We start from the raw sequence: 12,669 nt of genomic DNA, 5'->3' as shown, positions 1-12,669 counted from the left end.
AAATTAACCCCAGTAAGAGCGATGCTTTCGGATTATGACTTTAGTCTAAGGGACGGTATCCCGAAAATGTCGCGCGGTGCGGTTTGGCTGTCGTTCAGGTGGCCTTTCGATACGCCTTTTTCCTTGACACAAAGAAGAAACCTTCTAATAGCTTCTCGCGAAGAAGGAGCATCACCTTGCGCATGCATGTTTCAGACATGTTCGTCATGGAAGGACCGGCACAATCCGCCGGCGATGATCCGCGCCTTTCTTATTCCATCCGAATTACGGCCAAAACGACGATTAAAACCGTCTGACGTCTCTGGCCACCGCTCTCTCCCCGGTTTGGCTGGGGATCGAGGAAGCCGCAATGCGATGCGGGTTCCCCACCTCACCCAAAAGAGGAGAGACAGAAAGAGAGCTTGATCATGGGTTTCAAAGTTGCAATTGTAGGCGCTACCGGCAATGTCGGTCGCGAAATGCTCAATATCCTGGCCGAACGTGGTTTTCCGGCAGATGAAGTCGTGCCGCTCGCTTCCTCCCGCTCGCAGGGCACGGAAGTCTCCTATGGCGATCGCACGCTGAAGGTTTCCAACCTCGAAAACTACGATTTTTCCGACACGGATATTTGCCTGATGTCGGCCGGCGGCGAGATTTCCAAGAAGTGGTCGCCCAAGATCGGTCAGCAGGGTTGCGTCGTCATCGATAACTCGTCTGCATGGCGCTATGATCAGGATGTTCCGCTGATCGTTCCGGAAGTCAATGCCGACGCGATCTCGGGCTTCACGCGCAAGAACATCATTGCCAACCCCAATTGTTCCACGGCCCAGCTCGTTGTCGCGCTGAAGCCGCTGCATGATTTCGCCAAGATCAAGCGCGTCGTTGTCTCCACCTATCAGTCGGTTTCCGGCGCCGGCAAGGAAGGCATGGACGAGCTGTTCCAGCAGACCCGCGCCGTCTTCGTGGCCGATCCGGTTGAAACCAAGAAGTTCACCAAGCGCATCGCCTTCAACGTCATCCCGCATATCGACGTCTTCATGGAAGACGGCTACACCAAGGAAGAGTGGAAGGTTCTGGCCGAAACCAAGAAGATGCTTGATCCGAAGATCAAGGTCACCTGCACGGCCGTGCGCGTTCCGGTCTTCATCGGCCATTCGGAATCGGTCAACATCGAGTTCGAAAACGAGATCACTGCCGACCAGGCGCGTGACATCCTGCGCGAAGCGCCGGGTTGCCTCGTCATCGACAAGCATGAAGATGGCGGCTACATCACCCCGGTCGAATCCGCTGGTGAAGATGCGACCTATATTTCGCGTATCCGCGAGGATGCGACGGTCGAGAACGGCCTCAACATCTGGGTTGTTTCGGATAATCTGCGCAAGGGTGCTGCCCTCAATGCCATCCAGATCGCCGAACTGCTGGTCAATCGTGGTCTCATCAAGCCCCGCAAGGCGGCTGCCTGATACGATTTTTTAAGGTTCGTTAAGTATAACCCGTCTGTTCTGTGTGGGGCAGGCGGGTTTTTCAATTGGCTGTCATCACGGCCAGTTTATTTGCAGGCCTTGCTGCCGAAAGGCAATTTAGGCCGCCAAAGGCTAGTTTGGCACCTGAATCATACAGTATTGATGGTTTGGTTCTCGGGAAATTTTCCCCAAAATATATCAAAGGCAGATTTTGATGCGGGCAATGAAGGCAATTCTGGCTGGTGTGGCCATGGTCTCGGTTCTGGCGGCGACGCCGGTTATGGCGGCGCAATGCGGCAACACTTCGGCGGGCTTCGATGCCTGGGTCAGCGCCTTCAAGCAGGAAGCGGCAGGCCGCGGCGTCAGCGCTTCGGTGCTCGATCGCGCCTTCTCCGGCGTCTCCTACAATCAGGCGACCATCCGCGCCGATCGCGGCCAGCACAGTTTCAAGCTGTCCTTCGAACAGTTCATGCAGAAGCGCGGTGGTCAGACGATCATTTCGCGCGGCAAGACCATGAAGAAGAACAATGCAGCTCTCTTCGCCTCGATCGAAAGAACTTACGGCGTACCGGCCGGCCCGCTTCTGGCGATCTGGGGCATGGAAACCGGTTTTGGCGGCTTCATGGGCAACCAGCACACGCTTTCGGCCGTGGCGACACTGTCCTTCGACTGCCGCCGTTCGGATTATTTCACCGAGCAGCTTTATGCGGCGCTGAAGCTGGTCGGCAGCGGTTCGCTTAACGTCAACGCCAAGGGTGCGGCCCATGGTGAAATCGGCCAGACGCAGTTCCTGCCGTTGAACGTCGTGCGTTACGGCGTGGATTTCGACCGCGACGGCCGCATCGATCTCGTCGGCTCGCGCGCCGATGCGCTGGCATCGACGGCCAATTTCCTCGTCGGCCATGGATGGCAGCGCGGTGCGGGTTATCAGCAGGGACAGCCGAGTTTTGCGGCGATCCAGGGTTGGAACGCGGCAAGCGTCTATCAACAGGCCATCGCCTTCATCGGCAAGGCGATCGACGGCCAATAAGGCCGTCTCGCTCTTTCAATCAGAAACCTGTTTTCACAGATCCGGGCGGCGAAAGTCGCCCGTTTTGCTGTCCATCACCCACAATTCACCGGTCGAGATATCGAACCATGCGCCGTGCAGCTTGACCTTGCCGGCGGTCTCCTGCGCCTTGACGAAGGGGAAACCACGTAGGTTGGCGATGGAGTTGCGGATGGAGACGCGTTCCAGCGCCGTCTGGCGTTCGGAGGCGGTCATGACGTCGTTGCTCTGGATTTGTTCGGCCGCCGATTTGACCATGTTCATCCATTTGCCGATGAAATCGCCTGGTGACAGCGGCTCGAGATTGGGGTCGAGCGCCGCCTGAATGCCGCCGCAGCGGCCGTGGCCCATGACGACGATATCCTTCACCTTCAGAACCTGCACGGCATATTCGATGGCGGCTGACGTGGCGTGATACTGTCCGTCCGGCTCGAAGGGCGGCACCATGTTGGCGACGTTGCGAACAACGAAAAGTTCTCCCGGTCCGCAGTCGAAAATGGTTTCCGGCGCCGAACGGGAGTCACAACAGGCAATGAACAGGGTCTGCGGTTTCTGTCCGGTATCGGCGAGAACGCGGTATCTTTCGCGCTCATCGACATAGCGGCCGCTCATGAAGTTCTTGTAGCCGTTGAGAAGTGTTTCCGGAAAATCTTTCATCTATCGCAGTACCGTTGTGGTTGGACCGAGATCAAGAGAGGAACTCGGCGCGTTGAAGACCAATCCTTTAGAGCATTTTCGCTTTTCTTCGAACCGCGAAACCGCTCCAACTCCTTGTCTGCCGCATTTCCGGACGGAAAACCGGGGGGCCACTTTTCCTTGGAAATGCTCTAGCCGCTATTTGCGCTTGCTGCGTGAAGGATGCAAGAGATGACGCATCTGCACCATGGCCATGGGTGTGGAGAGACTTGAAGAGTCGGTCTCGAGCGTCAGTTCGTTCATCCCGCGTTTTTTGGTGCGGGCCAAAATTTCGAAGACGCTGGCCGTCGCCAGTTGCAGCGCCTTTTCATCATCCACGCCTTCCAGCAGGCGGGCGAGGAACAGCGCCGACATCAGGTCGCCGAGGCCGTTCGGCGCATTCTCTATGGCGCGGTGTTCGGCCAGCAGGGCGTGGCGGCCGCTGAGGTAAAGATTGCCGGTGCCGCCCGTCATCATCGGCACGGCTGAGGTGACCAGCATTTTCGGCGGACCGAGCGCGAGCGCGGCATCCATGATGGCATTGTTGGTCTCAAGTTCCGCGCCGCTCATCCAGGCCAGTTCGTAACGGTTTGGCGTGGCGACGGTGGCAAGCGGGATGAGGTGATCGCGGATGGCTTCGGCGGTCTCGAGGGGAATATAAAGCCCGCCCAGATCGCCCATCACCGGGTCACAGGCGTAAATCAGCGCCGGGTTCTTTTCCTTCAGATTGCGGATCAGCCTTGCGACGGAGCGTACCTGCGCGGCGCTGCCGAAATAACCGGTCAGAACAGCCTTGACCTCGCCGATCCATTGGGCGTTTTCGAGGTCGGTCATGGCCTTGTCGAAGTCGTCGTCCTGAAAGCGCATGCGGGTGGATGGGCCGTGGCCGGGGTGCCAGGGCATGACGATGGTGGGCACCGCCCAGACCGGATAACCGAGGGTCTCCAGCGCAAAAACGGCGGCGCGGTTGCCGACGGAGCCACGCATGACGTGGCTGGAAATGACGATGACGGCGCCCTGTGTATTTTCCTGCATCGCGGTCTTCTTGCTTTCAAATGTCGCAGAAGCGCGCAAGTGCCCCTGCCTAGAGATCAAGATGCGCTCTCATGACATATCGCAAGGCCGGTTTCCACCGTTAATCCCGCAATGGTCTGTCCCGCAAAAGCATGAGCGGGCCGGGCGTTCTTCCGTTGCAGGGGCGTTACCTATCATTGCGGGATCGGCTGAGTGCTCTATAGTCTTATCATGCTCGATCTCGTCATTGCCTATTGGCCGCATATCCTTGCCGTTCTCTCCATCTTGATGGGTACCGTGGCGGCCGTGCATGCCACGATGACGAAGGAGGAGGTGCGTTCCGCGCTGGGCTGGGTGGGCGTCATCGTGCTGTCGCCGATCGTCGGCGCGGTCATCTACGCCATCGCCGGCATCAACCGCATTCGCCGGTCGAACATCACGCAGCAGCGGTCCTTCATGCTGGACGAGATCATGGATCGCGTGGCGCGCCTCGATGCCAGCAACGATATGATCGCGACGCGTTTCGGCCGCCGTTTCGAGGCGATGAAGACGCTTGGCGACCGGGTGACGCGCCACGCGCTGACGACCGGCAACGGCATCGAGCCGCTGGTGAGCGGGGATGTCGCCTATGCCGCCATGCTGGAGGCGATCGGGGAGGCGAAGCGGTCGATCATTCTCGAAACATATATTTTCGATAATGACCGGATCGGCGCCCGTTTCGTCACGGCGCTCGAAAGGGCGAAGCTGCGTGGCGTGGAGGTGAGGGTGCTTATCGATGCTGTCGGCGCCCGTTATTCGGTGCCAAGCATCCTGCCGACACTCAGGGATAAGGACATCGTTGCCGATGTCTTCAACGGCAATGTCATCATGGGGCTGCGGCTGCCCTATGCCAATCTACGTACCCACCGCAAGATCCTCGTGGTGGACGGACGTATCGCCTTCAGCGGCGGCATGAATGTCCGCGAGGGTTTCACCCTGGAATTCGGTGGCGAAAGCCAGTCGCACGACACGCATTTCAAGATTACCGGGCCGGTGGTCTCCGATTTTTTCTCCATTGCCGCGGAAGACTGGCGCTTCACGACGGGGGAGGTTCTCGACGCGCCGGTCTGGGATATCGCCATTCCCGATGGTGTGCCGGGGTCGCAGATCGTTGCCCGCGTCTGCTCCTCGGGGCCGGACAAAAGCATCGAGACCAGTCACAAGATGCTGATGGGGGCCTTTTCGGTGGCACGCTCCTCCATTCTCATCATGTCGCCCTATTTTCTCCCCGATCGGGAGCTTATTTCGGCGCTCATTACCGCGGCAAGGCGGGGGTGCGTGGTGGATATCATCGTGCCGAAAAGCAACAATCTGGTGCTTGTCGACAGGGCGATGACGGCGCAGTTCGACCAGATGCTGAAGAATTATTGCCGCATCTGGCGGGCGACCGGGGCTTTCAATCATTCCAAGCTTCTGGTGATTGACGGGCGCTGGAGCTATATTGGCTCCTCCAATCTCGATCCGCGGTCGCTGCGGTTGAACTTCGAGATCGATCTCGAAGTCATGGACGAAGAATTTGCCGGGACGATCGGAGATCGCATCCGGAATGCGCGTGAAACTGCCTTGCCCGTGCGGCTCAGCGAACTGAATGCGCGGCCATTCGTTGTCCGTTTTGTGGAGCGTGTCCTGTGGCTCGCTTCACCCTATCTTTAGAGTGCGGTGCGCCCGAAAGGACGTCCCGCGAGACCGGAGGCATAAACGCGTGAAAAAGAACGGTTTGCTGGACGATGAAAAAACGGCTTTGACGAAAAACACCAGCCTGTCCGCCTTCGTCATGCAATCGCTGCGCGACCGCCGCCAGCGGCAGAATGCGGCGCCGGCGACAAAAGACCATTCCTTTCCGGTCATCGCTTCCTACAATGTGCATAAATGCGTCGGCCGCGACCGCAAGTTCGACCCTGATCGCACCAGCCGCGTCATTCAGGAAATCGGCGCCGACATCATCGCCCTTCAGGAAGCGGACAGCCGTTTCGGCGAGCGCACGGGCCTGCTCGATCTTGCCCGGCTGGAGCGGGAAAGCGGCCTTGTTCCTGTGCCGGTGCAGGCAGGCGTGAAGGCGCATGGCTGGCATGGCAATGTCGTGCTGTTCAGAGAAGGGGCTGTCAGGGACGTGCATACGCTGAAATTGCCGGGGCTGGAGCCGCGCGGCGCGCTCGTCGTGGAACTAGACCTTAAAAGCGGCGGCACGCTCCGGGTCATCGCCGCCCATTTCGGCCTTCTCAGACATTCCCGCGCCCAGCAGGCCAAGGCGCTTGTCGGTCTTCTGGAAGCGCGCAACGAATGCGCGACCATCCTTATGGGGGACCTGAATGAATGGCGTCTCGGTAACGGATCGTCACTCAATACGTTCCGGGACGCTTTCGGCACCCTGCCGCCGGCGGTGCCGAGTTTTCCGTCCAACCTGCCGGTGCTGGCGCTCGACCGGATCATCGCCAATCGCGAAGGGTTGATCGAGCAGGTGGAGGCGCATGACAGCGCGCTGGCGCGCATCGCCTCGGACCATCTGCCGCTGAAAGCCGCGATCCGCACCGATCTGCTTCCGGCCTGAGCCGCTGCCCCCATCCGGCTTGACTTTCAGTCCTTCACGCCGCCGTCAAATGACCGCTGCGCGAGCGCGCTTCCAGCAACGACGTACGAATGGCCTCCATCAGCCGCTCTCGGTTGTTCCTGGTTTTGCCCCTGTCCAGATTCTGCGCGGAAAGCGCGAGGTCAAGACCCTCATGCATCACGATCGAATAGGCGACGGTGGTTGCCCAGTTTTCGTAATCCTGCTCCATCATGTCGCCCCTGAACTAAATCATTTAGTTCGAATCACCCTGATCTCAGAAATTACCACAAAATATAAAGCATAAAATAGCATTGTTCTTTCAGCGCCGGTTGACCCTTGCGGATATATTACCTTTTGCCAGTTTTAATGCGGCGCAATATAAGCGCGATCTCCACTTAAGTATTTGAAACTGATTCTATTTCAGCGACTTCGCACGAACGCTTCCAGCCATGAAAAACGCCGCGCATCTGATGATGCGCGGCGGGCTTGCGTCGAAGGTTGCGGTGGATGGGGTGCGGCGTCAGCCGGCCTTTTCGAGCTTGTAGTCCGAATTGGCCGGTTCTTCCTGTTTGTGCTGGATGAGCGGGCGGTTGCCCGCGAGCTTGCGCACCAGCACGTAGAAAACAGGGGTCATGAAGATGCCGAAGAACGTCACGCCGATCATGCCGGAGAACACTGCGACACCCATGGCGGCGCGCATTTCCGCACCCGCACCTGTCGAGATGACCAGCGGCACCACGCCCATGATGAAGGCGAGCGAGGTCATCAGGATCGGGCGAAGGCGAAGCCGGCTTGCCTCCACGGCCGCCTGAAGCGGCGTTCGTCCTTCGAACTCCAGCTCCCGGGCGAATTCCACGATCAGGATCGCGTTCTTCGCCGACAAACCCACAAGGACGACAAGGCCGATCTGCGTAAAGATGTTGTTATCCCCTCCCGTCAGCCAGACGCCTGTGAGGGCCGCGAGCACGCCGAGCGGCACGATCAGGATGATCGCGATCGGCAGGGTGAGGCTTTCATATTGCGCAGCGAGCACGAGATAGACGAGCAGCAGCGCTAGGGGAAAGACCACGATGCTGGAGTTACCTGCCAGGATCTGCTGATAGGTCAGGTCGGTCCATTCGTAATCGATACCGGCGGGCAGGTTTTCGGCAAGGATTTTCTCCATAGCCGCCTGAGCCTGTCCCGAGGAGAAGCCCGGTGCGGGACCGCCGTTGATATCGGCCGCAAGGAAGCCGTTATAACGGTTGGTGCGCTCCGGTCCCGTCGTCGCATCCACCTTCAGCAGCGTGGACAGCGGGATCATCTGACCCGTTGCGGAGCGAACCTTCAGGCGGCCGATATCTTCCGCGTGGGCGCGGAACTGCGAATCTGCCTGCACCCGAACGCTGTATGTCCGCCCGAAAGCGTTGAAGTCGTTGACATAGAGCGAGCCGAGATAGATCTGCAGCGTCTGGAAGACGTCGCTGACGGAGACACCCAGCTGTTCGGCCTTGGCGCGGTCGAGGTCAGCGAAGAGCTGCGGCACGTTGATCTGGAAGCTGGAGAAAATGCCCGCCAGCTCCGGCGTCTGATATGCCTTGGCGATCACGGCTTTCGCTGCTTCGTCGAGCGTCTGGTAACCGTAACCGGCGCGATCCTCTATCTGCAGCTTGAAGCCGCCTGTCTGGCCGAGACCGTTGACCGGCGGCGGCGGGAACATGGCGATAAAGGCATCCTGAATGCCGGCAAATTTCTGGTTCAGCTGCATGGCGATGGCGCCACCGGACAGTTCCGGTGTCTTGCGCTTTTCGAAGTCATCGAGAACCGCAAAGACGATGCCGGAATTGGAGCCGATGGTGAAGCCGTTGATCGACAGGCCCGGGAAGGCGATGGCGTGGCTGACGCCGGGCGTTTCCATGGCGATCGCGCTCATCCGCTTGATGACGCTTTCGGTGCGGTCGAGCGTTGCACCATCGGGAAGCTGGGCGAAACCGATCAGATATTGCTTGTCCTGCGCCGGCACGAAGCCGCTCGGCACTGTCGTGAACATGCCGTAGGTGGCGGCCACCAGCGCCATATAGACGATCATGACGAGGCTCTTGCGCGTCACCAGCCCGCCGACGGTCTTGCCGTAGCCGTTCGAGGCCGCGCCGAAGGCTCGGTTGAAGCCACGGAAAAACCAGCCGAGGATCTTGTCCATGAAGCGGGTCAGCCAGTCTTTCGGCGCACCGTGTTCCTTGAGCAGCAGGGCCGCAAGCGCGGGTGACAGCGTCAGCGAATTGATGGCCGAAATGACTGTGGAGATGGCGATGGTCAGTGCGAACTGCCGGTAGAACTGGCCGGACAGGCCGGAGATGAAGGCGAGCGGCACGAAGACGGCGACCAGAACCAGCGCAATGGCGATGATCGGGCCGGAGACTTCACGCATCGCCTTGTAGGTGGCGTCGCGCGGTGAGAGCCCGTTTTCGATGTTTCGCTCGACGTTTTCGACAACCACGATCGCGTCATCCACCACGATACCGATGGCCAGCACAAGGCCGAACAAAGTCAACGCGTTGATGGAGAAACCGAAGGCATACATGACCGCGAAGGTGCCGATGATCGAGACGGGAACGGCGATCAGCGGAATGATCGAGGCGCGCCAGGTCTGGAGAAAGAGAATGACGACAAGCACCACGAGGCCAACGGCCTCGAGGAGTGTATCGACAACCTTCTCGATGGAGGAGCGCACGAATTTCGTCGTATCGTAGACGATCTCGTATTTCACGCCATCAGGCATTGCCAATTGCAGATTGTCCATCGTTGCGCGGACATTGTCGGCGATTTCGATGGCGTTGGAGCCGGGGGCCTGGAGGACGGCGACAGCCACGGCGGGTTCGCCGTCAAGCAGCGAGCGCAGCGTGTAATCGGCGGCGCCGAGCTCTATGCGGGCGACATCGCGCAGGCGGGTGATTTCGCCGTTCGCGCCGCTCTTGACGATGATGTTGCCGAATTCCTCCGGTGTCGTCAGACGACCCTGGGCATTGACGTTGAGCTGCAGGTCGACACCGTTCGGGCTTGGCGAAGCGCCAATGACGCCGGCTGCGGCCTGAACGTTCTGCTGGCGGATGGCGTCGGAAACGTCGGCGGCGGCGAGATCGTGCTCAGCCACCTTCTGCGGGTCGAGCCAGACGCGCATGGAATAGTCGCCGGCGCCGAAGACCTGAACCTGGCCAACGCCTTCGATGCGGGCAAGGCGATCCTTGACGTTCAGCGTCGCATAGTTGCGCAGATAGGTGATGTCATAGGCGTCGGTCTTCGAGACGAGGTTGACGACCATGATGAAGTCGGGCGAGCTTTTGACAGTGGTGATGCCGAGCGCGCGTACTTCCGCTGGCAGGCGCGGTTCGGCCTGCGACACGCGGTTCTGCACCAGCTGCTGCGCCTTGTCCGGGTCGGTGCCAAGCTTGAAGGTGACGGTCAGCGTCAGTACGCCGTCAGACGTTGCCTGGCTGCCCATGTAGAGCATGTCCTCGACGCCGTTGATCTGTTCTTCCAGCGGCGTTGCAACGGTTTCGGCGATAACGGTCGGGTTCGCGCCGGGATAGGTGGCACGGACGACGACGGATGGCGGAACGACTTCCGGATATTCGGAAATCGGCAGGGCGCGCATGCCGAGAAGGCCCGCGACCACGATCAGGATCGACAGCACGCCGGCGAAGACCGGCCTGTCGACAAAAAATCTGGAAATATTCATATCCAGTCCCTCTCCGGGTATTTAGGAATGCAAAGGCTGTTCCGGCGGCAATCCTGCCGCCGGTGAAGGCCGGTTCTGTGTGAATGCGCGTCTCGCGATACTGCGGGACGCTTACTGATCAAAGAGGTGGGTTACTGCGAAGCAGCAACCTTGTCTTCCGCCTGGGGCGCGATGGTCGCACCGGGACGGATGCGCTGCAGGCCGTTGACGACGATCGTATCACCGGCGGCAAGGCCGCTGTCGATGATGCGCTGGCCATCAGCCGGTGCGCCGGGCTTGATCTGGCGGTAGCTCACCTTGTTTTCGGCATCGACCACGAAGACGAAGCGCTTGTCCTGATCCGTGCCGATGGCGCGGTCGCTGATGACGATGCGGTTTTCCGGCTTCGGTTCGCCCATGCGTACCCGCACGAACTGGCCGGGGATCAGCCTGCCATCCGGATTGTCGAAGATGGCGCGCACACCGATGGTGCCGCTTGCCGAATCCACCTGGTTGTCGATCAGGTGCAGCGTGCCCTTGATCGGCGTGCCTTCATCCGAAAGCGTGCCGATTTCCACCGGGATCTGTTCCAGAGCGGGCAGGGCGCCATCGGTCTTCGGCAGCTCGGCAAGAGCCTTGGCCACGACGCCTTCGCTGGCGTTGAAGCTTGCATAGATCGGGTTGACCGAGACGAGCGTGGTCAGTGCCGGCGAGGTGGAGCCCGCAGCGACGAGGTTGCCGGCGGTGATTTCGATCCTCCCGACCCTGCCGGAAACCGGCGCGATGATTTCGGTGTAACCGAGATCAAGCTGGGCGGTGGTCAATGCTGCGCGGGCGGCGCGAAGCTGGGCTTCGGCATCCGCAAACGAGCTTTGACGCTGGTCGAGATCACTCTGGGAGATGGTACGGTTATCGGAAAGCCTGCGGCCACGGTCGAGTTCCGTCTTTGCAAGGCTGACCTTGGCTTCGGCGGAAGCGACCTGTCCTTCAGCGCCCGCGACTGCGGCCTGATAGGGGGCCGGGTCGATGGTGAAGAGCGGGTCGCCTTCCTTCACCAGCGCGCCTTCGCGGAAATGCACGGCCTTGATCTGGCCGGCGACGCGGGAGCGGATCTGCACCCGGTCGACAGCTTCAAGACGGCCGGAAAATTCCTCCCAGCGCATCACATCACGGCTTTCCACCTTGGCGACGGTGACCGGGATCGCCGGCGTTTCGGCAGGCGTGGAAGCGGCCGTGGCATTGCGGCTGGTGGGGAGGTCGAAAAACAGTGCTCCTGCTGCAACGGACATGGCAAGCCCGATGCCGGCACCCGTCAGGGCCCGGCGCTTTGTGTTCAGCGTCATGGGTATCTCCTTGGCCCCAGATCAGGAGCCGATCAGTTTCTCAATAAAGCGGTATTCAGTGTTTCAATTGGTCAACGAAGGTCTTGAACTCCGAACAGACGGAGGAAACCCATCCGCCGCCCTCTCCTTGATAAAGCCCCGTCCAGCCGACGCCGGCGGGGAAAACATGGCTCCGCACGCTGACACCCGAGGCGATGAGGCGGTCTCCATAATTGACCGTTTCGTCGCGCAGAGGATCATCCTCGGCGGTAAAGATCAGCGCCGGTGCCACCCGGTTCAGCCGCGTACACTGGCAGGGCGCTGCATAGGGGTGGAAAAACCCGCACGCCTTGGCAAGGTAATGGCTCCAGCCATCAGCCCAGCGCTGGCGCATGCCGATCCTGTCCGCGTCGCGGAATGATTCCGTCGTCATCATCGGATCGATCATGGGCGACAGAAGAATCTGGCCTGCGAGTTTGCCCGGCATGCGGTCACGGGCTTTAAGCGCAAGTCCCGCCGCCACATTGCCGCCTGCCTCTTCGCCGGCCACAAACAGCAGCGATTTCGCGCCGCCATAATGCTTGCGATCCCGGCTCAGATGGTCGAGCGCTTCGAATGCGCAATCGATCACCATCGGAAATTCATTGCCGGACGGCTTGCTATAGTCAGCCTCGACAACGATGGCACCGCTTTCCGCCAAGGCGCGGGCCACGGGAAGTTCCGGGCAATTGCCGCCCTTGTCCAGAAACGAACCGCCGCGCAGATAAAGGATCACGGGCGGATGGCTGCATAGGCCGGCACTTTCATATCGACGCACAGAGAGCTCAGATGCGGAGCCTCCACAACGTTTGATATTTTCCCAGTGCGCGTTCATCTGATCCGGTCCC

10 protein-coding genes are annotated in these 12,669 nt (G+C 60.0%); 4 read left to right on the top strand and 6 right to left on the bottom strand.

The genetic code is table 11. The annotated features are described in order from the left end of the window. The first annotated feature begins 407 nt into the window (after positions 1-407). Positions 408-1,442: an aspartate-semialdehyde dehydrogenase gene (locus GSF67_RS11640; protein WP_003514078.1), complete on the top strand. Its 1,035-nt coding sequence runs from the start codon at positions 408-410 to the stop codon at positions 1,440-1,442. Between the two features lie 214 nt (positions 1,443-1,656). Then, a complete protein-coding gene (locus GSF67_RS11635) occupies positions 1,657-2,472 on the top strand; it encodes a lytic transglycosylase domain-containing protein (protein ID WP_006312113.1) in 816 nt (271 codons plus the stop codon). Positions 2,473-2,505: 33 nt separating this feature from the next. On the opposite strand, the gene GSF67_RS11630 is transcribed toward GSF67_RS11635, so the two are convergent. Both GSF67_RS11630 and pdxY read right to left on the bottom strand, forming a co-directional pair. Beyond that, positions 2,506-3,147: a carbonic anhydrase gene (locus GSF67_RS11630; protein WP_006312112.1), complete on the bottom strand. Its 642-nt coding sequence runs from the start codon at positions 3,145-3,147 to the stop codon at positions 2,506-2,508. A 177-nt stretch (positions 3,148-3,324) separates the two neighbouring features. Beyond that, positions 3,325-4,200: a pyridoxal kinase PdxY gene (gene pdxY / locus GSF67_RS11625; protein ID WP_035215030.1), complete on the bottom strand. Its 876-nt coding sequence runs from the start codon at positions 4,198-4,200 to the stop codon at positions 3,325-3,327. Positions 4,201-4,410: 210 nt separating this feature from the next. On the opposite strand from pdxY, the gene GSF67_RS11620 reads away from it, so the two are divergent. Together GSF67_RS11620 and GSF67_RS11615 are read left to right on the top strand one after the other, a co-directional pair. Then, positions 4,411-5,871 carry a phosphatidylserine/phosphatidylglycerophosphate/cardiolipin synthase family protein gene (locus tag GSF67_RS11620; protein WP_035215021.1) on the top strand — a complete coding sequence of 487 codons (1,461 nt, stop codon included), beginning with the start codon at positions 4,411-4,413 and terminating at the stop codon, positions 5,869-5,871. 49 nt (positions 5,872-5,920) lie between these two features. Then, positions 5,921-6,766, top strand: coding sequence for an endonuclease/exonuclease/phosphatase family protein (locus GSF67_RS11615; protein WP_006312108.1), 846 nt, complete (start codon positions 5,921-5,923; stop codon positions 6,764-6,766). A 34-nt stretch (positions 6,767-6,800) separates the two neighbouring features. On the opposite strand, the gene GSF67_RS11610 is transcribed toward GSF67_RS11615, so the two are convergent. The 4 genes from GSF67_RS11610 to GSF67_RS11595 form a co-directional block, all read right to left on the bottom strand. Further along, positions 6,801-6,998 carry a hypothetical protein gene (locus GSF67_RS11610; RefSeq protein ID WP_006312106.1) on the bottom strand — a complete coding sequence of 66 codons (198 nt, stop codon included), beginning with the start codon at positions 6,996-6,998 and terminating at the stop codon, positions 6,801-6,803. A gap of 288 nt (positions 6,999-7,286) precedes the next feature. Next, a complete protein-coding gene (locus GSF67_RS11605) occupies positions 7,287-10,481 on the bottom strand; it encodes an efflux RND transporter permease subunit (protein ID WP_006312104.1) in 3,195 nt (1,064 codons plus the stop codon). Between the two features lie 131 nt (positions 10,482-10,612). Then, positions 10,613-11,803, bottom strand: coding sequence for an efflux RND transporter periplasmic adaptor subunit (locus GSF67_RS11600; protein ID WP_006312103.1), 1,191 nt, complete (start codon positions 11,801-11,803; stop codon positions 10,613-10,615). Positions 11,804-11,858: 55 nt separating this feature from the next. Next, positions 11,859-12,656 carry an alpha/beta hydrolase fold domain-containing protein gene (locus GSF67_RS11595; protein ID WP_035215019.1) on the bottom strand — a complete coding sequence of 266 codons (798 nt, stop codon included), beginning with the start codon at positions 12,654-12,656 and terminating at the stop codon, positions 11,859-11,861. Between the last annotated feature and the right edge of the window lie 13 nt (positions 12,657-12,669).

The organism is Agrobacterium sp. CGMCC 11546, from assembly GCF_013365515.1.
GTDB classification, from domain to species: Bacteria; Pseudomonadota; Alphaproteobacteria; order Rhizobiales; family Rhizobiaceae; genus Agrobacterium; species Agrobacterium fabrum.
The sequence above is the reverse complement of the archived record's forward strand: the minus strand, read 5'-3'. Positions and strand labels throughout refer to the sequence as shown.